The sequence below is a fragment of the Xanthobacter autotrophicus ATCC 700552 genome (assembly GCF_043194565.1).
In the GTDB taxonomy this organism is placed as follows: Bacteria; Pseudomonadota; Alphaproteobacteria; order Rhizobiales; family Xanthobacteraceae; genus Xanthobacter; species Xanthobacter autotrophicus_F.
The window spans coordinates 59,238-82,340 of record NZ_JBAFVS010000020.1 but is presented as its reverse complement, the minus strand read 5'-3'; the positions used below and the strand labels follow the sequence as shown (position 1 = coordinate 82,340).

Annotated in this window: 15 protein-coding genes and 1 pseudogene; 8 read left to right on the top strand and 8 right to left on the bottom strand. The window is 67.2% G+C overall.

Translation table 11 applies throughout. The features are described from left to right. Window positions 1-130: 130 nt before the first annotated feature. The 3 genes and pseudogenes from V5F48_RS18740 to V5F48_RS18730 all read left to right on the top strand — a co-directional run. Window positions 131-250, top strand: a pseudogene (locus V5F48_RS18740) (IS630 family transposase); the annotation flags it as partial. A 364-nt stretch (window positions 251-614) separates the two neighbouring features. Beyond that, window positions 615-785, top strand: coding sequence for a hypothetical protein (locus V5F48_RS18735; RefSeq protein WP_394259930.1), 171 nt, complete (start codon window positions 615-617; stop codon window positions 783-785). A 230-nt stretch (window positions 786-1,015) separates the two neighbouring features. Beyond that, the gene (locus tag V5F48_RS18730; RefSeq protein WP_394259929.1) at window positions 1,016-2,599 is read left to right on the top strand and encodes a hypothetical protein; all 1,584 of its coding nucleotides are present in this window, start codon (window positions 1,016-1,018) and stop codon (window positions 2,597-2,599) included. Window positions 2,600-2,654: 55 nt separating this feature from the next. Here the strand turns inward: V5F48_RS18730 and V5F48_RS18725 are convergent, their stop codons facing one another. Then, window positions 2,655-3,143, bottom strand: a complete 489-nt coding sequence (locus V5F48_RS18725) for a hypothetical protein (RefSeq protein ID WP_394259928.1) — start codon at window positions 3,141-3,143, stop codon at window positions 2,655-2,657. A 556-nt stretch (window positions 3,144-3,699) separates the two neighbouring features. On the opposite strand from V5F48_RS18725, the gene V5F48_RS18720 reads away from it, so the two are divergent. After that, entirely contained in the window at window positions 3,700-4,158 is a 459-nt protein-coding gene (locus V5F48_RS18720) for a hypothetical protein (RefSeq protein ID WP_394259927.1), read from the top strand. 140 nt (window positions 4,159-4,298) lie between these two features. Continuing rightward, window positions 4,299-5,162, top strand: coding sequence for a hypothetical protein (locus tag V5F48_RS18715; RefSeq protein ID WP_394259926.1), 864 nt, complete (start codon window positions 4,299-4,301; stop codon window positions 5,160-5,162). Between the two features lie 173 nt (window positions 5,163-5,335). Here V5F48_RS18715 and V5F48_RS18710 read toward each other — a convergent pair whose 3' ends face one another. Both V5F48_RS18710 and V5F48_RS18705 read right to left on the bottom strand, forming a co-directional pair. Further along, window positions 5,336-6,019: a Fe2+-dependent dioxygenase gene (locus tag V5F48_RS18710; RefSeq protein ID WP_394259925.1), complete on the bottom strand. Its 684-nt coding sequence runs from the start codon at window positions 6,017-6,019 to the stop codon at window positions 5,336-5,338. Window positions 6,020-6,102: 83 nt separating this feature from the next. Continuing rightward, the gene (locus tag V5F48_RS18705) at window positions 6,103-8,415 is read right to left on the bottom strand and encodes a TonB-dependent receptor (RefSeq protein WP_394259924.1); all 2,313 of its coding nucleotides are present in this window, start codon (window positions 8,413-8,415) and stop codon (window positions 6,103-6,105) included. 661 nt (window positions 8,416-9,076) lie between these two features. On the opposite strand from V5F48_RS18705, the gene V5F48_RS18700 reads away from it, so the two are divergent. Beyond that, the gene (locus tag V5F48_RS18700; protein WP_394259923.1) at window positions 9,077-9,943 is read left to right on the top strand and encodes a tetratricopeptide repeat protein; all 867 of its coding nucleotides are present in this window, start codon (window positions 9,077-9,079) and stop codon (window positions 9,941-9,943) included. A gap of 136 nt (window positions 9,944-10,079) precedes the next feature. Here the strand turns inward: V5F48_RS18700 and V5F48_RS18695 are convergent, their stop codons facing one another. The 4 genes from V5F48_RS18695 to V5F48_RS18680 all read right to left on the bottom strand — a co-directional run bounded on the left by V5F48_RS18695 (window position 10,080) and on the right by V5F48_RS18680 (window position 17,206). Further along, window positions 10,080-12,044, bottom strand: coding sequence for a MacB family efflux pump subunit (locus V5F48_RS18695; RefSeq protein ID WP_394259922.1), 1,965 nt, complete (start codon window positions 12,042-12,044; stop codon window positions 10,080-10,082). 2 nt (window positions 12,045-12,046) lie between these two features. Next, complete coding sequence (locus tag V5F48_RS18690; RefSeq protein ID WP_394259921.1) at window positions 12,047-13,351, bottom strand: efflux RND transporter periplasmic adaptor subunit; 1,305 nt, start codon at window positions 13,349-13,351, stop codon at window positions 12,047-12,049. A gap of 16 nt (window positions 13,352-13,367) precedes the next feature. Next, window positions 13,368-14,906, bottom strand: a complete 1,539-nt coding sequence (locus V5F48_RS18685) for an efflux transporter outer membrane subunit (RefSeq protein ID WP_394259920.1) — start codon at window positions 14,904-14,906, stop codon at window positions 13,368-13,370. A gap of 83 nt (window positions 14,907-14,989) precedes the next feature. Further along, on the bottom strand, window positions 14,990-17,206 hold the full coding sequence (locus V5F48_RS18680) for a PepSY domain-containing protein (protein ID WP_394259919.1): 2,217 nt from the start codon (window positions 17,204-17,206) through the stop codon (window positions 14,990-14,992). 318 nt (window positions 17,207-17,524) lie between these two features. Between V5F48_RS18680 and V5F48_RS18675 the strand changes: the two genes are divergently transcribed. Together V5F48_RS18675 and V5F48_RS18670 are read left to right on the top strand one after the other, a co-directional pair. Further along, window positions 17,525-18,244 carry a response regulator gene (locus V5F48_RS18675; RefSeq protein WP_394110315.1) on the top strand — a complete coding sequence of 240 codons (720 nt, stop codon included), beginning with the start codon at window positions 17,525-17,527 and terminating at the stop codon, window positions 18,242-18,244. After that, entirely contained in the window at window positions 18,241-19,662 is a 1,422-nt protein-coding gene (locus V5F48_RS18670) for an ATP-binding protein (RefSeq protein WP_394259918.1), read from the top strand. The genes V5F48_RS18675 and V5F48_RS18670 overlap by 4 nt, the downstream gene beginning before the upstream one ends. Window positions 19,663-19,775: 113 nt before the next feature. Here V5F48_RS18670 and treS read toward each other — a convergent pair whose 3' ends face one another. Then, window positions 19,776-23,072: a maltose alpha-D-glucosyltransferase gene (gene treS / locus V5F48_RS18665; protein ID WP_394259917.1), complete on the bottom strand. Its 3,297-nt coding sequence runs from the start codon at window positions 23,070-23,072 to the stop codon at window positions 19,776-19,778. Between the last annotated feature and the right edge of the window lie 31 nt (window positions 23,073-23,103).

Genomic DNA, 23,103 nt, shown 5'->3' with positions numbered 1-23,103 from the left:
GACCCTGATCTGGGGCTGGACCAGCGCCGATCCCAGTAGCGGCGCCAACACCATCGTGCACCGCACCGCCTCTGGCGGCACCGACACCTGGGGCACCTTCACCAACGACAATCAGGTCGAGCTGAAGCTCGCCACCGAGCAGGATCGCCCCCACATCGTGAGGCGCCGTGAGGCTTGGTTCGAAGGCCAACTCGACCGAGATCCCGAACGCCTCGTCTTCATGGCCGACCCGTGCGGCTGGTGCAGGATCTTCCTTGCGCATGTGCTACGATGCGATGGCTTCAATGCTCTTGCCGGTCTGGCTCATTTCATGATCCTGATGGATACGACCGGCGCGAATGCGATAGTCGGCGACGAAGAGCAAAGGCAACTGCGTCGTTTGCTGAAGGTCGAGGACTTCCCGAAGACCCCTGCGGTGAGCGTGAAAGCCGGCACCCTCACCAAGATTGCGAAGATGGCGGGAGAGGCTTCGGAAGCCTCGTCGCCGCGATGCGCGCAAATCGGGATTTCGCGCTGAAATGGACACTGACATCCGGCGAAGAAGCGACAGCATTCTCGCGGCAACCACAGTCGAGCCCGCCCGCGATGCGTAACCATCATGTTGGAGCACTACCATGACCGGCACCCAAGGGACGCCGATACAGACGCAGCCGAAGGACAAACCTGCCCCGCTCGACCAGCCGATCGAGGCTCCGCCACCGCCCGAAGACCCTCGGGAGTCGGCACCCAGGGATCTGGAACCGAAGCTTCCCGTCAAGGACGAGTTCATCGCGCCCGGCGGCTGATGTCGGCTCTTTCGGGGATTGGGTGACCTGCCGCGTCTGGGCACGGCGAGACACGGCAGATGCGAGACACGGCAGATGCGAGACAAGGCAGATGCCAGACAAGCCAAGGCACGCGTGGAGATTCAGGCGATGGACGAAGCCGGATCGAGGCCCGCTGGGCGAACCCCTTCGGCCGGGCGAGGCCGACTTGCCTGCGGTGCCGCTGAATTGACCTGGGAGGAGGTCGCGGAGTGAGGTTCTCAGCGTCTGAGACCGGCTTTGATGCTTCGGAAATCGTCGATGCCGGAGATCATGGCGCCGCTTCGGCGGGGCATGGCGGCTTTGCGCGGGCAGGCCGCCATGGCAGGGCGACTGCGCTTGGCGATGGCGTCGCCATCGCCGGCTCGCACGGCACTGCGGACGCGCCCGACAGTGCCGGACTGGCCATGGCCGGGCCGCACGGAACGGCGACGGCAGGCGAGGACGGGATCGCCGTCGCACTCGGAGCCGGCTCGTCCGCAACCGCCGGAGCATGGGGCATCGCTGTCGCGACCAGCCACGCCGCACATCTTGAAGTCGGGCATGGCGGCATCGCAGTCGCTCTCGGATCGGTGCGGCGAATCCGGACCGATGCGCGCGCCATCGCGGTGGTGCTGGATGCCGTGGACGGTGCGACCGAGTTGCAGGCCGGGGACGGCAGCGTGATCGTCTTGCGGCATCGGACGAAGGCGGGCCGGCCAACGGGTTTCGATTTTCATGTTTCGGGACCGGCCGGGCGTCAGCCGGGATGTCGCTATCTCTGGCGGGACGGCGCCTTGCGACAGCTGGGCGAAAGCCTGCCTTCGCCCGTATCGCCTGTCGCGCCTGAACCCAGGCTCTGGCAGTTGGACGAACGCCTCGCGGACACGCGTCGCGGTCATGACACCCTGGTGCTTTGCAGCGAGGAGGTCGTCGAGCCGAATGATCGCGAGGTTCTGGAGAGTGGCGACCTCGCCCTTCGGGCCGCGCAGTGGAGCGCCGACCCCGTCTCGCCGCTGGGCATCTTCGGCTTGTCCTGGGGCGAGGGCGACGCCGACGCCGTGGGCCTGGACCGTGCGGCGGTCTGGTTGCTGGTCCGCGTTCCGTCCGCAGTCGGCGTTCCCACGATCGATGGCTGCGCGGTTCGCGGCGTCGTGAAGTTCGCCGCGGGAACCATCCTCTTCGCCGGCGCGCCCGAGGCTGTCATCGGGCAGCTTTCGGCATTAGGCGGCGACTGCACGCTGCTGGTGTCACGCTCGTTTTGCGCGGCGGGCGACGGACACATCGCCATCGCGCCGCGCAATGGGATGGCTCTCGCAAGCCCTGGTGGCTGGGCGATTGCGCCGGACGGGCAGCAGGCGCGTGCCGATGCGGGCGGCATCGCCATTTCGAGCGGGGGCGCGGCGAATGCCGGGCGCGGCGGTCTCGCCATGGCCTTCAACGCCGGCATCGCGACCACGGACGACCACGGCGTCGCTGTCAGCGACGGCAAGCGGTATGGCGAAGCCCATGCCGGGGACCACGGCGTCGCGATCGGACGCGGGAAGTTCAGACGCGTTACCGCGGGCGTCGCGGGCGTGGCGATTTCCCGCGGGGGCGATGCGGCCATTGCCGCAGAAGAGGGCGTGGCGATCGGGCTGGACAGCGAGCACGTCCAGGCCGGAGCCAACGGGGTGGCGGTTGCCGTGGGCGGCACGGTTTCGGGCGGTGACGGCTGCCTCCTCGTAGCGATCGCTCCGGACTGGTCGTCGGTGGTGACGGCGCGGGTGGGTGTCGATGGCATCGCGCCTGACACGCGCTATCGGCTTGGCGGATAGGCTTCCGCCAGAGACCGCCATGCGTCCCGCGCGTGACGGGAGCCCGCCAACTCGACTACCGGAACGCTGTGCGAAGCCGTCCGAAACAATACCCGCTGCAGACACCTGCAATCATGCAAAATCCGAGTTCAGGCCTCGCCGCAAGTTCCACGACCTCAATCGCGCGAAAGGTTTCGGCTTCGAATGAGTGGTAGATCGTAGCCGCCACTATGGTCCAGAAAAGCGGGCAAATGCCGCCAACGACCGCGTAGCGAACAATGCGCGGATCGTCGCCGCGCGCTTCCGGAAAGGCCGATACCGCAATCGCGAAGGGCAATGACAACGCAAAGATGCCCAGCGCCAGCGGCGGCAGCGACCATGCCGCATCGGCCCAATAGGATGCGTCGGCCAGCATGCCATAGGCGGTCTCGACACCGCGGCTCTTCGCCTCCCATGGGACATAGAGGAATGTGAGCAGCCGCAGGATCGCGGCAGCCGCCATCGAGGCGGCCAGCAGCGCCAGCAGCCATCGCGCAATCGCCATTCCGGTGGAGGTGAGCCGCATGATGCCGGCTTTCCTTATGTCTTGTATCATTTCAGTGGCTCAAGCGCCGGAACGCGTGGCAGAAGCACCTGGGGCGGATCGACCGGAAACCCGGTCCTGCGGACTTCGATGTGAAGGATCTGGCCGCCCCGGACAGGGTTCTACCGGCCCGCCTCACCCAGAACATCCCCCTCACGGACACGCCGGCCGACGATGGGGAAACTTCAAACTGAGACACCGCCCAATCGCAGGCAACCGGACTTAGAGCGTTTTCGAGCGAAGTGGGTACCGGTTCGCGTGAAGAAAATGCGTCAACACAGGGTTCTAGAGCACGCGCCGATCAGATTGCATCGCAATCTGATCGGATAACGCGTTCTCTTTCCTTAAGTTTAGAGGGCGATTTCCGTGAGCCAAGGCGAGCGGAAAACGCTTTAGCGCTAAAGACAGGCCGGTCGAAGGCGCGGATGCAGTTGCAGATGTCGCTTGCGATACGCTCGGATATTCGTCGAAGATGCCGTGTCGCGCCCCGGCGTTCGGCCGTCTCGTCATTCCTGATCGAAAGTGGAGGACAGCTGCCATGAACGATCAACCTGTTCTGCCCGGTCCAGCTACGCCCGGCGCGCGGCCGACGAAAACGAGCGACGCCCTGCTTCTGCTCGGTGTCGTGGCTTTGGCCTTGGCGATCGCGTTCGGGGTCTTCTACCTTCTTGTTGAAACCGTGAAGCCGCCACCCATGAGCGACTGGACGCTTGCCAAGGGCATTCTGGCTATCCCGAATGCGTTCCCGCCCGGCAGAGCCCCGGCCAATCTCTGGGATCTCAGCCAGAGCCTGCCCTTCGCCATCTCCTGGTCGATCAATAAAATCGCTCTCGGGGTTATGCTGATACTCTATTTGCTGTTGATCGCCTCCGCCATCGTGCCGTTCCTGGGCTTGGTCGGCATCCTGGTTTACCTGCCATGGCGGTTCTACTTCAAGTCGCGGATCGGCGGCGGCTCCATGCCCGCACCGCGCCCCGGGCGGGAACGTCACGAATAGGCGCCTGCGGGTCGCCGGCCACCGGATTCAGGGCCATCTGAACCAAAGCGGGCTCTTCGCTCTCCGGTTCGGCCCCTTGTGCCGAGCCGCCCCGTATTGCCGTTGCTTGGAACGTTGCTTGGAACACAGCGCTACCGCATTTGCTGGCCTTGAACGGGGTCACTGCGGCGGAGGCGCGCAACACCTATCGCACGGAGCGGGTCTACCGCCTGACGCTGGCATCCGGCGAGCGCCGCGGCCAGGCCTGGGAGCGGCACCAGCCCCGTGCGGCAGACCATGCAAGCGCGACTGTCGTCGATCCGCTCCGGGTGTTCCGTTCCGTCGCCGGCCAGCGCAGATTTGACTTGACCGAAGTGCCAGGGAGTTTGTGCCACATGCGGGTCGTCCTGAAGACCGGGCTCCTGGCTCTCGTGCCGGAGACCGATGACGAGAAGCGCGCGCTTTTCGAATGGCAAGCGGCCATGGCGGATCATGTCCTGCATGTGCTTGGCGCCGCGTCGAAGGGGGTATCGCTTCACGACCTCGGCACGAAAGATCAGGCGTGCCGCGAACCCATCAACATTGTCTTCGATCACGCCGATCGCTGGAGGCCGATCAGCAACCTTGCCGAGACCCCTTTCGTGCTTTGGGGGCAGGTTTACGCGAGCGTCGAGGGCTTCTGGCAAAGCCTCAAATTCGACGATGAAGCCGATCGGCTCCGCGTCGCGAAACTCTGGGGCAAGGATGCCAAGATGGCGGCTCGCGGCCGCAGCGAACCTGCCAGTTTCACGTTCAACGATCGGATTGTCATCGCCGGCACCGCTGGACACCGGCGGCTCATGCTCGAAGCCTGTCGCGCGAAATTCAACCAGCACCATCTGGCGAGGGAATGCCTGCTGGCGACGGGCGAGCGGCCGCTCATGCACCGCACCAGACGCGACAGCGCCACCATCCCTGGGGTGCTCATGGCCGATATCTGGATGCGCGTGCGATCCGCCTTGCGCAAAGCGGACAAGGGCGCATGAGCCAGGTACGTGATTTGGCAAGTCAGCGATTGGCACGTCAGCGATCGGCAAGATCAATTGGCAAAATCAATCGGCAAGATCAACGCGCGCCATGGTGAAGCCCGAACATGGTACCGGGATTTGTCGTTCCCGCCCCGTTCATCCAAAGGCAGGCCATGCCCGCCCGTGCGGCATCACATGTCCGCCCATTGCCGGAGCAGGTTGTGATAGACGTTGGTGAGTGCCAGAACTGCGGGATCGTCGTCCGGCAGCTTCGTGCGGATCGCGATGATGGCGAGGTCGAGATCATAGAGCAGCCCGCGCCGCTCGCTTTCCTTGATCATCGACTGGGACCAGAAAAACGCCCCCCAGCGGCTGCCGCGGGTAATCTCGTTGACACGGTGCAGGCTGCTCGACGGATAGACCACGGCGTGCCCGGCCGGCAGCTTCACCTCCTGCGTGCCGTAGGTGTCCTCGATCACCAGTTCGCCGCCGTCATAGTCCGCCGGGTCGCTCAGGAAGACCGTGGTGGAGACATCGGTGCGCAGCCGGCGGCCGGCGCCGGGGATGGCGCGGATGGCGCCGTCCACGTGCGCGCCGAACTTCATCCCCACGTCGTAGCGGTTGAACATGGGCGGGAGAACGTGGAGCGGCATGGCCGCCGAGTTGAAGATGGGGTTGCGGCCGAGCGCGTGCAGGATGATGTCGCCGAGCTCCAGCGCCTGCGGCGACTCCACCGGGATCTGGAGATTGAACTTGGATTTCGCGGCTTGCTGGCCCGCCGTCACCCGCCCATCGACCCAGGGAGACTGGTCCAGCACCCGGCGGCAATGCGCGACTTCCGCTTCGGTCAGCAGATTGGGGATTTCGACGAGCATGCGGGATCCTTGTCCAGAGGCGAAACACGGGTGGCGCGGGCGGAGAAGCCTCCGTCCGCGCCACCCGCCTGGATACGCGAGGTTCAGAAGGTGGCGCCGACCGTCAGCGTGAAGGTGCGGCCGGACGCCGGGATGGCACGGCCGCCGAAGCCGCTGGAATAGTTCAGCTCGTTGGTCAGGTTGTAGCCATTGAGCGCAACGCGGTACTTGTCGTGCCTGTAGGACACCAGCGCATCGAGCGAGAAGGTCTCCGGAATGATTGCCGTATTGGCGCTGTTGGTGAAATAAGCATCCGCATAGGTGATGCCGCCACCGACGAGGAGCTGGCCGGGAATGGTCTTGATCAGGCCGCCCTTGATCAGGTCATAAGTGGTCCAGAGCGTGACGTTGTTCGGCGAGACGAAGGGGACCTCGTTGCCGACATATGCGGCCGTGGCCGCAGGTGAGGTGAGGATCGAGCTGTCGTAATAGGCGTAGCCGGCCTGGATGCTCCAGGCGTCCGTGATGTTGCCCGTCATGCCAAGCTCAATGCCCTGCACGCGCTGGGTCTCGCCGCTCTCCACCGAATCCCCGGTCACCGGATCGGTGTAGAAGACGTTGCTCTTGTTGACGCGGAAGATCGCCGCCGTGAGGCCGAGCTTGCCGTCCAGCACCGAGATCTTGCCGCCGGCTTCCCAGGTTTCATTGTCTTCCGGCGCAAGGTCCCGCTGCGAGGGATTGACCACCGTCGTATCATTGGTGGGGAAGGCGCCCTGGGGCGTGAAGGACTTGGCGTAGGAGACATAATAGGTCTGGGTCTTGGTCGGCTCCCAGATCAGCGAGACCTTCGGGCTCCAGAATTGCGTGTCGGAGTCCGCGTTTACCCAGGTGCCGGGGCTGGCCGGACAGGTGACCGCCGTGTTGACGCACCAATAGCTGTAGTCCGTCGAATAGCTGTCCCAGCGCGTGCCGGCGAGGATGGAGATCTGGTCGGTGAACCAGATGCGGTCGCTGGCGAAGGCGCCGAAGTCGGTGGTGTCGCTGATCTTCTGTCCGTTATTGCCCAGCGGGTTCGAATAGAGTGAATAGCCCGTGATGTTCTGGTAGATCGGGTGCCAGATGGTCGAGGTGCCCTTGCTGCCGTTGACGGAGATCAGGGTACGCTCGTCATTCACCGTGTAGTAATCGATGCCGGTCACCAGCTCATGGCGCAGCCATCCGGTCTTGAACTTGGCGACCAGGGTGGCGACGTTCTGCGCCGCCCAGCTCGTCTGCTCGAAGCCTGGATTGCCGCCGCCGAACGAGATGGCCGGATCGTTGCCCGCGAAGAACTGCCCGGTGCAGCTCGCGTCGTATTTCTCCTCGGTGATCGGCGTCGTTCCCTGGCTGCAGCCCGGCACCGTCGTGGCGAAGTTGCGGGTGTAGTAGCCGATGCGGCTGTCATTGGTGAAGGTCAGCCAGTCGTTGATCTCGTTCTTGTAATTGGAGGTGAACATGTTGGTGTCGGTGATGTCGCGGTCGGTCACCTTGCCGTAGAAGGTCGAGCGCGGCACGCCCCATTCGGTCACCGGCTGGCCGAGCGTGCCGAATCTCTGGACGTCCCCGTACAGGGGCGTAACGATCGGAACGCCATAGTCGGGCGTGCGGTCGCCGTGCTGATAGAGATAGTTGAGATACAGCGTCTGGTTGGTGCCGAGGCCGAAGCCCAGCGATCCCATCAGGCCCCAGCGGTCGGCCTCGACGTGGTCGCGATCGACGATATCCTGCTGATTGACCATGCCGACGATGCGCACGGCGGTGGTGTCGTTCAGCTGCTGGTTGACGTCGAAGACACCGCGATAGAGCGGTCCCGAGCCGAACTGGCCCTCGATGTCATACACGTTGCCGCGATGGGCCTGCTTGAGTTCCGAGTTGATGGCGCCGCCGGTGGTTCCGGAACCGAAGCTCTCGGAGCTTGGCCCCTTGAAGACCTCCACGTTCTGATAGGCGAAGCTGTCGCGCACATAGACGCCGAAGTCCCGCAGGCCGTTGATGTAGATGTCGCCCTTGGCTTGGAAGCCGCGGATGCGGAACTGGTCGCCGTTCATGCCGCCACCGCCCTCGCCGATGGCGACGGTGACGCCGGGCACGTTGCGCAGCGCCTGCTCCAGCGTGGTCACGCCCTGCTGCTGCATCGTCTCCTGCGAAATGACGGTGACGACCTGCGGCGTATCCTGGACGGTGCCCGGCAGGCGGGAGAGGCCCGTGCTCGCTTCGAGCGCGTTGGCCGGCTCCCCCTCGCTGGCCACGACGATGGTGGGCAGCTCCAGGGCGGACGATTCCAAGTTCGAATTCTGCGCCTGCTGCGCGAATGCATCCAGCATGGGTACCGCAGACATGGTCATCGCGAGACCGGCAGTGACCGTGGAATGCTTCATCGCCGGCCGAAGTGTCCTCAACGCCGCCATACCGACTTCTCCTGTTCGATAACCCGCTCTCGAACGGGCACTATTTTCACCTGAACCAAGAAAGATGTTTTGAAAGTTGCTATTATAAAGTAATACAACCTATACATTTACTTGCTTTTTATAAAAGCACTAAACAGATCTGATATTGCTGTAATCAAACACTAATATGCATTGATTGGTCACATGTGGTCTACACGCGACACCCGGGATCCAGGAGTCGCGTTTTATCCGCTAGATCAATGTCTTGCGGTCTCATTTTGTCCCGACATCCGGGCGTCGCTGTCGCTATCGGCTCACTGGAACCGCTTCAATGAGCAGATCCGGGCGGAAACTTTCAGCAACGATCGAGATATAATGATCGATCATGCTGCGACGCAACTATTATGTTTTTTATTAGATCTAAGTTGGGCCAAAGTCGGAATGCTTGAGATATGCTGATAGATTTGGATACAGAAATGTACATGATTTAGAATAATTAAAATTAAGATCTTTGCCCCTTCTCGCGAATTGATATTGACATGAATGCACCTCTGCGGGGTCTTTAGGCACACTGTCTCAATACGGTGTGGACCACGCCGCCATCCAACGGCCATGCAGCCGCGCGGTGGCCGCCCGCAGTGCAGGGTCCGACATGATCGACGAACGGATTTCCTACAAGGCTCTCAAGGAGATCCATCCGGATGTCCTGCATGCCCGCATGGGCGAGACGCCGCGGGAGGCCGCCCGCTGGGTGCGCGCGGCCGCGCTGAACGGAATCAAGAGCGCGCAGGTTGCCTGGGGCCAGATGCTGCTTGACGGTCAGGGTGTCGAACGCGATCCGGAGGCGGCGCTCAGGTGGTTCGCGATCGCCGCCGAGGCCGGCAGCCTCGACGGCGTCAATATGGTGGGCCGGTGCCACGAATTCGGCTGGGGTTGCACGCTCGACATGGCCGAGGCCGCCCGTTGCTATCTTTCAGCAGCGGAACGCGGCCACGCCTGGGCCCAGTTCAATCTCGCCACGCTCCTGCTGCAGGCCGATGAATTTGCCGCGGACCCGTCCCCGGCGCTGGCATGGTACGTGCGCTCCGCCCGCCGCGGCAACGCGAAGGCCATGACCATGGTCGGGCGTTTTCTGGAGTACGGATGGGGGCGACGCGCACGCCCGCAGGCCGCGCGCCGCTGGTATCGGATGGCAGCGCTCGGCGGCGATTTTCGCGGCCAGTTCGACTACGCCCGCACCCGGTTCGAGGACGGCTTCGTCGCGGAGGCCATCATCTGGTTCTCCCGCTCGATCGAGGCCGCCGTCCCGGATTTCTGCCGGCTGGCCGAGCCGGGGCTGCGGAAGGCGGGGCATCCCGCCCTCGACGCCGTGGCGGACCGGGCACTGGACCGCGTGCGGGAGGCCGAGGTCCACGCCGCCGCGCAAGTCCGCGCGGAGCTGGTCCGCGCGGAGGCGACCCGCAAGGCGAAGCCGCGCCGTCGCCTGGCCGTGTCGTGGCTGCGCCGGCGTCGCACCTAGAGCATTTCCCCATTTCACTGAATCGTGGAAATGCTCTAGGTCATTGAGTTTACGCGTTTTCTTTACGCGAACCGGTATCCACTTCGCTCGAAAACGCTCTCGAGCATTTTCAAGCGAAGCGGATCAGCGGGCGACGTCAATCGCGCGCCAGCGCTATCACCGGATCGAGCCGCGAGGCATTGCGCGCCGGCAGGTAGCCGAAGCCGACGCCGATCAGGCTCGAGCAGAGCACCGCCGCGACGATGGAGGCCGTTGAATAGATGAGGGTGAAGTTCGATCCCATAGAGGCGAAAATCACACCGAATCCGAGCGCGAGGCCGATGCCCGCCACCCCGCCCACGAGGCACACCAGCACTGCCTCGATGAGGAACTGGTTGAGGATGTCGCTGCGCCGCGCCCCCACCGCCATGCGCACGCCGATCTCCCCCACCCGCTCGGACACCGACACCAGCATGATGTTCATCACCCCGATCCCGCCCACGATGAGCGAAATGACGGCGATGGAGGCGATCAGCACCGTCATGGTTTCGGTGGTGGCTGTTATAGTGTTGCGGATGTCATCGGTGTTGATGATGAAGAAGTCCTTCATGCCGTGGCGCTGGGTGAGGAAGCGCGTCACCTGCTGTTCGGCCACGTCCATGGGCGCGTCGTCGGCCACCTTCACGGTGATGGAGCGCAGCGAGCTCGAGCCCACGAAGCGCGTCTGCACCGTGGTGAACGGCAGATAGAGGGACAGGTTCTGGCTGGAGCCGAAGCCGGACTGCTGCGGCGCCACCACCCCGACGACCCGCACGAACACGTCGCCGACCAGGATCACCTGGCCGAGGGGGCTGTCGGGAAAGTCCTTGAACAGGGTGCGGCGCGTATTCTCGTCGATGACGGCGTCGAGGGCACGCTCGCGCACGCCGTCGGCGTCGAAGAAGCGGCCCTGGGCCAGCCTTGCGCCCTTGGCCTCGAAATACCCCTCGCCGACACCGTTGATGAGGGCGCTCGCCTCGATGGCGCCGAAGCGCACCGTGCTGGATTTCGACACGGTGGGCGTCACTGCGGCGACATAGTGCTGCCGCGCGAGGGCATCCGCATCGGCCACCACCAGCGTGGTGATGCGACCCGAACGGGTATCGCCGAAGCTGCGACCGGCGAAGATTTCCAGCGTGTTGGTGCCGAGATTCGAGATGTTGGCGAGCACCTTTTGCCGCGAGCCCTCGCCCAGCGCCACCACGCACACCACCGAGGCGATGCCGATGATGATGCCGAGCATGGTCAGGAAGGTGCGCAGCCGGTGGGCGTTCATGGCGCGCAGCGCCATCACGAAGGCCTCGCCGAGCCGGTCGATGTAGGCACGCCACCCGGCGAGCCGCCCCGTCGGCGTCCGCGGGCCGGACGGCGCGCCGGACAGGGGCGCCGGCGCACCGCTCCCGGGACGGTCGGCGACGATCTCGCCGTCGCGGATCTCGATGATCCGCCGGGCGCGTTCGGCCACCTTCATGTCGTGGGTGACGATGATGATGGTGCGCCCTTCGGCGTTGAGTTCGTCGAGGATACGCAGCACCTCCGCGCCGCTGCGCGAATCGAGCGCGCCGGTGGGCTCGTCCGCGAGGATCACGTCGGCTCCGTTCATCAGGGCGCGGGCGATGGAGACGCGCTGCTGCTGGCCACCGGACAGCTGGCCCGGCCGATGCTCCGCGCGGTCGGCCATGCCCAGCCGGGCAAGGATCGCCTCCGCCCGCGTCCGGCGCGCGCCCGCCGTCGCCCCGGCATAGACGGCGGGGATCTCCACATTGCCGAGCGCGGTCAGCTCGCCCAACAGGTGATAGCGCTGGAAGATGAAGCCGAAATGCTCGCGGCGCAGCGCCGCCAGTTCGTCGGGTTCGAGGGCGGAGGTTTCCTTGCCGCCGACGCGATAGCTGCCGGACGTGGGCCGGTCGAGGCAGCCCAATATGTTCATGAGCGTCGACTTGCCCGAGCCCGATGCGCCCACGATGGCCACGATCTCGCCGCGCTCGATCTCAAGGTCGAGGCCCTTGAGCGCCGCGATGGTGCCCTCGCCGGAGGGGTATTCGCGCCACACCTGCTTCAGCTGGAGGAGGGGCGCGTCCATGCTCACAGCCCCCCCATGGGAGATGGCGGCCCGCCCGGCCGGCGCTGCTGCTGCGCGCCACCGGCTGCCCCCGGCAGGGCTTCGCCCGTCACCACCTTCTCGCCCTCCACCAGTCCCGAGCGGATCTCGGCGGTGATCTTGTCGTTGAGGCCCACTTCGACGCGGCGGCGCTCCACCGTCCCGTCGGGCTTGAGGACGCGGACATGGTAGCCGCGCCCCGCGCGCACCAGGGCAGTGGAGGGCACGGTGAGCACCCCCGCCGCGCGGCCGAGCACGATATGCACCTCCGCCGTCATATAGGTCCGAAGCCGGCCCCTGGGGTTCGGCACGTCGAACACGCCGACGTAATAGATGGCGGAAGTGGTGGAGCCCGAGGACGACGAGGACGAGCTTGTCGAGGTTGCGAAGCTGCTGTCGCTCTTGATGGATTCGGACGCCGGCTCGATGAATTCGAGGCTGCCTTCGTGTCGTTCCTCCGGCGCGCCGACCACGGTGAACCAGAGCGGCATGCCCGGCGCGACCTTCACGATGTCGGCCTCCGAGATGTCGGCGCGCACCGTCATCACGTCGAGCTGGCCGAGGATGACGATGCTGGGCGCCGACTGGGAGGCGTTCACCGTCTGGCCCTCCTGGGCCACGATGGCAAGCACGGTGCCGTCGATGGGCGCCGTGATGCGGGTGTAGCCGAGATTGGCCCGGGCGGTGTCCACCGCGATCTGGGCCCCCACGATCTGGGCCTCTAGGGCGGCGAGCTGGGCGCGGGTCACCTTCACGGTGGCGTCGGCAACCTCGAAATCCGCCTGCGAGACAGCCTTCTGCGCCACCATGGTCCGTTGGCGCGCGAGCGTCTGTTCGTTGAGCACGAGGGTCGCCTCCTTCTCCGCCCTCTGGGCGCGCATGTTGGCGAGGGAGGCTTCCGCCGTGCGCAGGGCATTCTCCTGGGTCACCGCGTCGATCTGCGCGATCAGCGCGCCCTTCTCGATCTTCTGCCCCAGCTTGACCTTGAGCGAGAGGATGCGCCCCGACGCCTGCGAGCCGACAGCCACCAGGCGTGACGGCTTGAGGGTGCCGCTCGCCAGCACGGTCTCCTCCACGGTGCCGGTGATCACCGGTGCGGTCATGATGCCGGTGCCGGGCGCCGGGGTGATGTAGCGGGTGTAGGCATAGGCGCCGGCACCGAGGAGGACCGCGAGGAGCCCCCATTGCCACAGCCGCCGGCGCGGCCGCGAACCGGCGGCGCCGGCCCTGGGCGTGGTCGCGTCTTGCGGGGTGATGCCGGTCTCGTCGAAGGGAGGCAGGGCGTTCATGGTTGGGCGCGTCCTGTCATTGGCTTGCCGGCAGCTTGAGACGGGCGAAATGCGGGCCGGTGTATCCGTCCACCACCTCCTGCGCGGAGGTGTCGACCATCCCGTCCCAGCCGCCGCCGAGCGCCTTGTTGAGGGCGATGTAAGATTTGGCCGTCGCCACCCGGCTCTGGATGAGCTGGGTCTCGGCCGAATAGAGCGAGCGCTCCGCCGTGAGCACGTCGAGGAAGCTCGAAGCCCCGTTCTCGTAGAGGGAGCGGGAGAGCCGCGCTGCCTCGCGGTAGGAGGCGGAAGAGGACGAGAGCTTGCCGGTTCTGATGCGTTGCTGGGCGAGGGAAACGGAGGCGTTCTCCACCTCCTCCAGCGCGGTCAGCACGGAGGACTTGTAGGCGAGGTAGGATTGGTCGCGCCCGGCCTCGGCCTGTTCCACCGCCGCCTTCAATTGCCCGCCGGTGAAGATCGGCACGGTGAGGGAAGGCCCGAAGGCCCAGCTGATGGAGGAGGCACGGCCGAGGTCGCCGATCTGGGTGCCGGTGGCGTTGATGTTGCCGGTGAGGCTGATGGCGGGATAGCGGTTCGCCTCGGCCTGGCCGATGAGGGCGGTGGACTGGCCGAGCCGGCGCTCGGCGGCGCGCACGTCCGGCCGGCTGGCCAGCACGTCGGCGGGAATGCCCCGCGGCACCGGCAGGCGCGGCGTGGGCACGGCGCGCACCACCGCCATGCGTCGTACGAGCGTGGCCGGCGGCTGTCCGGTGAGGACGGAGAGGCGGTGCACGCTCGCGGCCAGCGCCGCCTCGATCTCGGGAATGTTCGCCTCGGTGCTCGCCACCTGGCCGGAGGCGTTGGCCGCGTCCAAGGCCGAGACGGCACCGGCATCGAGCCGGCGCCTCGTGAGCGCTTCCGTCTCCCGTTGCGAGGCCGCGGTGCGGCGGGCGAGGGCGATCTGCGCCTGGTAGCCGCGGGCGTCCGCATAATTGGTTGCCACATCGCCGACCAGGGTCAGCAAGGCGGCGTCAAGATCGTCCACGGACGCATCGACGCCGAAGGCCGCCGCCTCCACGCCGCGGCGATTGGCGCCGAACAGGTCGATTTCCCAGCCGGCGTCGAGCCCGGCCTGATATTGGCCATAGCCGCTGTCGACGGTGACGTCGCCGCCGGAGCCGACCCGCCCGCCGTTATCGCCGCGCGTGCCGGAGGCGTTGCCGGTGACCTGCGGAAACAGCGATCCCACCTGCTGGCGGTAACTGGCGCGCGCCGCCCGCACGTTGGCCTTGGCGGTGGCGACATCAAGGTTGCCGGCGACCGCTTCGTCCATCAGGGCGTCGAGGACCGGATCCCCCATCCGCCGCCACCACGCCTTGAGATTGGGCGCCGCCTCGGCGTGGGTGCGCGGTGCCGCCCCCCAATGACCCGGCAGGGGCAGCGCCGGGGTCTCGTATTCCGGGCCTACGGCGCAGGCCGCGAGGCTGAGTGCGAGCAGGCATCCGAGCACGGCCTTGGGTACGCCGGCTCCGGGCTGTCCCTGGCCGCGGGGCGAGGATGCCGGTGCACCCGCCATCGGAGCGGGGCGGCGGCGCACACCCGTCCCACCGCCCCGGCCCGGATCGGGGCGGGGCGGGAATGCCACATGAGGGTGTGGCATCAGTCGAACGTGTCCATGCGGATGCGTCCCTCGGCCAGCCACCGGCTGACCTCGTCCCGCGCAGCCTCCGGCTTCAGGCCGCCCTCGGCGGCGAGGATATGGGCGATGGCGTCCTCGACCCCACGCGCCATGGCGCGCCGGCCGCAGATATAGACCACGGCCTTCTTCTCCACGAGCCAGTCGAACACCGCCGCAGCATTCTCCATGAGCCGCGCCTGGACGCGGGCACCGTCCCCGGGATCACGGGAGAAGGCGGTGTCCATGCGGGTGAGCGTGCCGTCGCGCACGGCGGCCTCGAACAGGTCGCGCCACAGGAAATCGCCGTCGCGGTGCCGGTTGCCGAAGATGAGCCAGGCGGGTCCCGCCCGTCCGGACGCGCGGCGCTCGGTGATGAAGCCGGGAAAGGGCGCGATGCCGGAGCCCGCGCCGATCATGAGGATCGGCCATGCGGGGTCCGACGGCGGATTGAAGCCGGGGTGCGGATCGAGCCGCGCCTCGATGGTCGCGCCGTCGAGGGCCTCGCGCACCAGATAGCCTGAGACGCGGCCCAGGTGGGGTGTTCCATCCGCGCCGTTCCAGGAATGGAGCCGAACGGTCAGGTCGATGCGGCCGGGATCGACCCGGCTCGAACTGCCCACGGAATAGGAGCGCGGCACCTCCCCTTCGCCGGGGGACAGACGCACAAGGTCGCCCGGGCGGAAGACGAGGTCGTCGGCACCCTTGAGCATGATGCGCCACGTCTCCAGCGTATCCCCGCGCGCCGGATCGTCCAGGCGCTGGCGCGCGGCGACCGTGAGCGCGACCGGTGCGCTGACGGGAGGAAGCTGGGCGACCGTGCACGTCAGCCCCAACTCGGCGCGCAGCGCATCGATCCAGGAGACCCATGTCGCTGACGGGTCCCCGTCGGCCTCCCGCATGGGGACGGCTTCTGCGGCCCCGGCGGAGAGCAGCGCCGCGCGCAGCTTCTGCCCGCCGCCGCAGAAATGGGTGTAGCTGCGTTCGCCCAGGGCCAGCACCGCGAACCGGACCCCCTTGAGGCTCCCCGGCTTCAGGGCCTTCGCCACGGCCCGGGCACCGTCCGGGATCTCGCCCTCGCCGGTGGTGGAGGCGATGAGCAGGACAAGGCGGAAGCGGGCGAGATCCTTGGGCTTCACTGTGCCGAGCGGGGCGATGGCGGCCTTCTCGCCCGCGGCCGTGAGCCCGTCATAGGTGGCTGTCGCGAGGCGCGCGGCGCGCCCGGTCTGGCTCGCATGGGCGACCAGGATATCGGCGCCGGCCGCGAGCGGTTTGGGCCGGTTGCGCCGCCAGCGGCGGAACCAGGACACGAAGCCGGTCACGGTGAGGCCCAGAAGGGCGAGGGAAATGATGAAGTTGAGGCTGCCGGACCAGGCTCCGCCCCAGGTTCCCTCATGAATCTGCTTGACGAGGTTCGGGCCGCCCGGCAGCGGCGTCACCCCGGTATCGGTCACGGCGAAGGCCCCCGCCATCGACCCCGCGCCCCCTCCGGCGATCTGGACCAGCACCGCCCCGCCCCGGAACCGGCGCACCGAGGCCAGCCGTGTCATATCGAGATCGCGGGAGGCGATGGTAACGGCTTCGCTGATGGTCACCGGCCGCTTCGGGCGCGGCAGCTCAGGACGCGGACCCACCCCGATGCCGAGCGTCAGCATCACCGCGGTGACCGGCGAGGTCAGGGTCAGCGGCAGGAGGCACCAGCCCACGGCCGCGTGCCAGCCCATGAGCGTGTTGCGCAATCGCAGCCAGGCCATGAACGGCCCGACCACCATGATCGCCAGCATCAGATAGGTCGCAATCTCCACCACGATGCCAAGGCCCAGCAACAGCGTCTGGTGCAGGCCCTGCGCGGTGCGGAAGATGTCGATGCCGCCGGCCGGCGCCGGCGTGTGCTGGCCGGTGGCGATCTCCCAGCGGCCACCCACCTTCGGGTCCTGGGACATGACGGCGATGGCGCGGCCGCCATCGACAATGCTGGCCCCCCCGAACGTGCCGCGGGACTCCAGGGTGCCAAGGAGCGTCTTGAGGGCAGCCACGTCGACGCCGACGCCGACGGGCGCGCTGGACTGGCTCGCATTGATGATCGGCCGGAGGGACAGAACCGCGCCGGTGAGAATGATCACCAGGAAGATCGGGGCGAGGATCAGGCCGATCCAGCGATGAAGGACGATCAGCCCGGACCGGACGGTGGCGAATGACATGGCAAACTCCGATGGCGAATTGGCACATGCGGGGCTGGACGGCACTCGGCCTGTCTGGCAGCAGGTTCCTTGAGCCACCCTTATGAACCGTCGAAGGTCCCGGAGTTTGTCGCAGCGCAGCAGGTTGGTAATCGTTCGTCCCTGCTCCGCGGAGTTGACACATTTCGATACAATTTCATGGTAGCAAGCACGGGTTCACTCCGCTCAAGTCCCTCGGGGCACGCGGCGCATCCGGGCTTCCCGGCAGCGTCGGCCCGATCAAATGGCGCAGTGCGGCGAAGCTGGTTGATATCTGGAACGCATTGATCTCTGGAGCGCATGGAACGCACCCCGCACATCCTCGTTGTCGACGATCACCGCGAGATCCGCGAATTGCTCGCGAAATACCTGACCCGCAACGGCTTCAGGGTCAGCGTCGCGAGCGGCGGCGCGGACATGCGCCAGCAGATGCGCACCGGCACGTTCGACCTCGTGGTGCTCGACATCATGATGCCCGGGGACGACGGGCTCACCCTGTGCCGCCAGTTGCGGCAGTCGAGCGACATTCCCGTGGTCCTGCTCACGGCGGCGGCGGAAGAGACCGACCGGATCGTCGGGATCGAGCTCGGGGCCGACGACTATGTCACCAAGCCCTTCAATCCGCGGGAACTTCTCGCCCGCATCCGCGCCATCCTGCGCCGGGCGCAGGGCCCCGCGCGCGTGCAACAGGGCGGACCGCGTCGCTATCGCTTCGACCGGTGGCAGCTCGATCCCGATCGGCGCCTGCTGCTCGACGAGACCGGCAGCGAGGTCCGCCTCGGCAGCGCCGAATTCCGGCTCCTGGCTGCCCTGGTCACCCGACCTTCCGTGGTGCTCACGCGCGACCAGCTTCTCGACATCACGGCGGGTCGGCCGGCGCAGGTTTTCGATCGCAGCATCGACAATCTGGTCAGCCGGCTCCGGCGCCGGATCGAGCGCGACCCCCAGCATCCCGAGCTGATCAAGACCGTGTGGGGCGACGGCTACGTCTTCGCCGCTCCGGTCGAGGTGGACCCGTGAGCCGCCTCGCGCGCATTCTCTGGCCGCGCAGCCTGGCCGGCCGGCTGGTGCTGCTCCTTGTGGCGACGCTCGCCATCGCGCAGCTGCTGCTGATCACGGTGCTGCAGACCCAGAATGACAGCGTCATCGTCGGCATTGTCCGCGGCCAGGCGCTCAGCCAGACGGTGACCCTGGTCCGGCTGATCGAGACCATGGAGCCGGAGGATGTGGACCGGCTCACCAGTGCTTTCGGATCACGGGGACTCTGCGCGTGGGTCTCCCCCAAGCCCCCCACCCCCCGCACCATGACGCGGGCCGAGGAAAGCCTTGCGAACCTGCTTTCACGGCGCCTCCACGGCGTCGCGCCCGGTCGTCCCGAAGTGCACATCGACACCGACGGCACCTTTGACCGCAACTGCCCCGAGCGGCCCGGCGACGAGCCCCCCTGGCGCGAAGCCAGCACCCAGGGGCAACGGCCGGGCTACGGCGCCGTGGCCCTGAGTGTGCCCCTGTCGGATCAACGCTGGTTGCACCTGAAGGCCCTGGTGAGCCTGCCCGGCATCTGGAATCGCGCCACCCTGCTCTCGTTCCTGATCTCCTCGCTGGCGGTTTCTTTCGTGACCGTCGCCTGCGTGCGGCTGCAGACCCGCTCGCTCCGCTCCCTCGCGGACGCCTCCGAGCGGCTGGGCCGCGGGGAGAGAGTGACCGCCCTCGACCTGCGCGGGCCGGCGGAGGTGGCGGCGGCGACCCTCGCCTTCAATACCATGCAGCAACGGCTCAGCCAGTTCATGCACGACCGCATGCGGCTGCTGGCGGCCATCAGCCACGACCTGCGGACGCCCCTGACCACGCTGCGGCTCAAGGCCGAATTCGTGGACGATCAGGAGGTGCGCGCCGACATCGTCGCCACCATCGACGAACTCGTGGCCATCTGCGAGGCGACCCTCGCCTTCACCCGCGCCGAGGCCATCAGCGAGGATACGCAGACCGTGGACCTCGATGCCTTGTGCGCGGATGTGGTGGAGGAATTCGCCAGCGTCGGGGCCGATGCTCAAATGACCCCAGGCTCCCCTTTCCGCCTGCCCTGCCGCCCGGTCGCCCTCCGACGCGCCCTGCGCAACCTCCTGGACAACGCGGTCCGCTATGGCCACAGCGCACGGGTCTCAGTGCTGGAACCGGGGCCGGGCACCGTCACCATCCGGGTTGAAGATGCCGGGACGGGACTGGCGGAGGATCTGATCGAAGAGGCCTTCAAGCCTTTCGTGCGGCTGGAGCCGTCGCGCAGCACCGAGACCGGCGGCATGGGACTGGGCCTTGCCATCGCGCGCAGCATTGTCAAGGCACACGGTGGCGAGTTGACCCTGGCGAACCGTCCCGGGGGAGGCCTGAAAGCCGAGATGATCCTGCCCACCGCCGGATCAACGCCGGGCCGCAGTTGAACGCCACGTCCTGCTGCTCCCGACCGGGGCCGCCCCTGCAGTCCCTCCAGCGGGTTCGCCGCTCCGCCGGCGCCGTTCGCGTCATCGCCGGCGGCTCATGCCGGGCACGGGGATCAGGAAACGCCGCGGGCGAGGGTGGCCCCCTCCTCCGCGTCGGTCGCCTTCAGGAGGCGCGCCGTCTGGCGGTAGAGACCGGTGACGAGGGCATGGGTGCCCCGGGGCAGCGCCGGCTCCGCGGCCACCGTCCGCGCCAGGGCCTCCAGGATGAAGGCGTCGGCCAGTGGGCGCGAGGCTGTCGCCGCCGTCGGTGCCCGCTCCAGATACGCGCCCAGCACCGCCCGTTCCGCGCGGACGAGGAAGGCCGCGATCAGCTCGCTCCGAAGCTCCGGGGCATCGCGTGCCGCACCCGCTTCACCTCCGGCAATACGGGCGGCAATCCGCTCCAACGCCGCCAGCAGCGCGGCCACATCGCGCCACGGGCTCTGCGGTGCCCGCTCGCCTTCCGGCACGCCTTCCAGGCCACCGAGGGCGCCCACGATCAGCACGTCGCCGCCCGCCACCAGCATGTGGGCGAGGTCGCATCGGCCATGGATGCGGATCAACGGCAGCGCCGTGCCGGCATAGAGCGCGCCGAACCGCTCATTCAGCGCGGCGCGCGCACCCTCCAGCTCCGCAAGGCGGGCCGGCCGTGCCCCGTCCGCCGTGGGCAGGCGCGCGATGGTGTCGAGGGCGGCGGAGAAGGTCGCCTCCGCCCGCGTGCGCCACAGGACCCGCATGTCTCCGCTCGCCTCCCGAGGGGCGAAGCCGGGGGCGTCCGAAGGCTCCGAGAGGGCCGCATGCAGCTCCCCGAGGCGGCGGCCCATGTTGCGCAGCAGCGCCACCATGCCGGCGATCTCGTCCTCGAAGCGCTGGCGCGCGCCGTCCACCGTGGAGGCGGCGGTGTCGAGGGCGCGCTGGAGCTGGGTCAAGGTCCAGTCCGCCGCATTGCCCTGGTGCTGCACGCGCCCGTAGACAAGGGCCAGCGGCGCCCGGGCACCGGCCGGATCGGTGCGGGTGACCGCGCCGAGTAGGGGCGGCACCAGCGGCAGGCCGAGGGCCGTGAGATGGCGCGCCATCTCCTCTTCCGCCGTGTGGCCGAACTTCATGTGGCGGAACAGCTTCACCGCCACACGATCGGTGATCACGAGATTGGCCGCCGGCTCGTCGGCATCGATCAGCTCCGCCGGCGCGCCACGCTCCACCGCAATGCCATCGAGGTGGCTGGTGCGCGAGAAGGCGATGGCGCCGCCATCGGGCAACGCCACGGGAGCCTCCTCCCGAAGCGCCCGCACCACGCCGGCCGCGAGCCCGTCGAGCACCGCCGCATCGGTCAGGAAGCCCACCCGGCGGCCCTGGCGCACGCGGGTCAGCGCCAGCTGCTCGGCGATGGCCGGGGGATGCTGGTCCTCCCAGGCGATGCACAGGGGCATCAGATAGCGCTCGGTCGCGCCGGCGATCTCGGCCTCCACCTCGGCCAGCACCACGTCGCGCTCGGTGCCGGGCAGCCGCATGGCCCAGCCCAGGCGCGTGGTGCCGATCTCCTCCGCGCGCCCCGCGAACCAGCGGCGGCGGGCGAGATAGCCGGGGAGCGCTTCCTGCTCGATCACGGCGCGATGGGGCTCACTGAGCGCCCCCATGAGCCCGTCGCGCACCACCAGTGTGGCGAACTCAGGCAGCGCCTCCGGCGCCGGATCACGCCAGGATGGCTCCGCCGCCGTCTGCGACAGGCTGAAGGCATAGAAGCCGTAGGGCGGCAAGGTGAGGACGAACGGCGCGCGGCCCAGCGCCGCCAGCGTCGTGCCGCTCACGAGGTCCACCGGCACCCGCCGCTCGAACTCCGCAAGGTCCAGCTCCACCGCCTGCAGCGTGTGGGCAAGATTGGCGACGCACAGCACCGCTTCCCCATCCTGCTCGCGCAGATAGGCAAGGATGCGCCGGTTGCGCGGGAACAGCAGGCGGAAGGTGCCTCGCCCGAAGGCCGCGTGCTGCCGGCGCACGGCGAGGAAGCGCCGCGTCCAGTTCAGCAGCGAATGGGCATCGCGCGACTGCGCCTCCACATTCACCGCGCCGTAGCCGTAGAGCGGGTCCTGGATCACCGGCAGCACCAGCCGCTCGGGATCGGCCTTGGAGAAGCCGCCGTTGCGGTCCGGCGACCACTGCATGGGCGTGCGCACGCCGTCGCGGTCGCCGAGATGGATGTTGTCGCCCATGCCGATCTCGTCGCCGTAATAGATCACCGGCGTTCCGGGCAAGGTGAGCAGCAGCGAGTTCATCAGCTCCATGCGCCGCCGGTCGCGCTCCAGCAAAGGCGCGAGGCGGCGGCGGATGCCGAGATTGATGCGCGCCCGCCGGTCCGCCGCATAGACGCTCCAGAGGTAATCGCGCTCGGAATCGGTCACCGTTTCCAGCGTCAGCTCGTCGTGGTTGCGCAGGAAGATGGCCCATTGGCAGGTGGGCGGGATCGCCGGGGTCTGCCGCAGGATGTCGGTGATGGGGAAGCGGTCTTCCCTGGCAATGGCCATGTACATGCGCGGCATGATGGGGAAGTGGAACGCCATGTGGCATTCGTCCGCCGCCGCGCCGAAATATTGCTGGGTGTCCTCCGGCCACAAATTGGCCTCGGCCAGCAGCATGCGGCCGGTATAATGGGCATCGAGATGGGCGCGGATCTGCTTCAGGATGGCGTGGGTCTCGGGCAGGTTGCCGCAGTCCGTGCCTTCCCGTTCCACCAGATAGGGCACCGCGTCGAGCCGCAGCCCGTCCACGCCGAGGTCCAGCCAGAAGCGCATGATGGAGAGCACATGCTCCAGCACCTCCGGATTGTCGAAGTTGAGATCCGGCTGGTGGGAATAGAAACGGTGCCAGTAGAACTGGCCGGCCACCTCATCGTAGGTCCAGTTCGACTTTTCCACGTCGCAGAAGACAATGGGCACACCGGGATAACCCTTGTCGTCGTCCGCCCACACATAGAAATTGCGCTCGGGGCTGCCCTTGGGCGCCCGCCGCGCGGCCTGGAACCAGGGGTGCTGGTCGGACGTGTGGTTGATCACCAACTCGGTGATGACGCGCAGGCCCCGCGCATGGGCCTCGGCGATAAAGCGGCGCGCCTCGTCCATGGTGCCGTAGTCCGGCGACACGCCCTCATACAGCGAGATGTCATAACCGTCGTCGCGCCGCGGCGAGGGATAGAACGGCAAAAGCCACACGGCGGTGGCGCCGAGATCGGCGATATAGTCGAGCTTGGAGATGAGGCCCCGGAAATCGCCGATGCCGTCGTCGTTGGCGTCGAAGAAGGACTTCACATGGAGTTGGTAGATGATCGCATCCTTGTACCAGAGCGGATCATCGCCGGCAGTGACGGGCTCAAGCATGAAGCAACCTCCCTTGAGGGAGAGGGGGCGA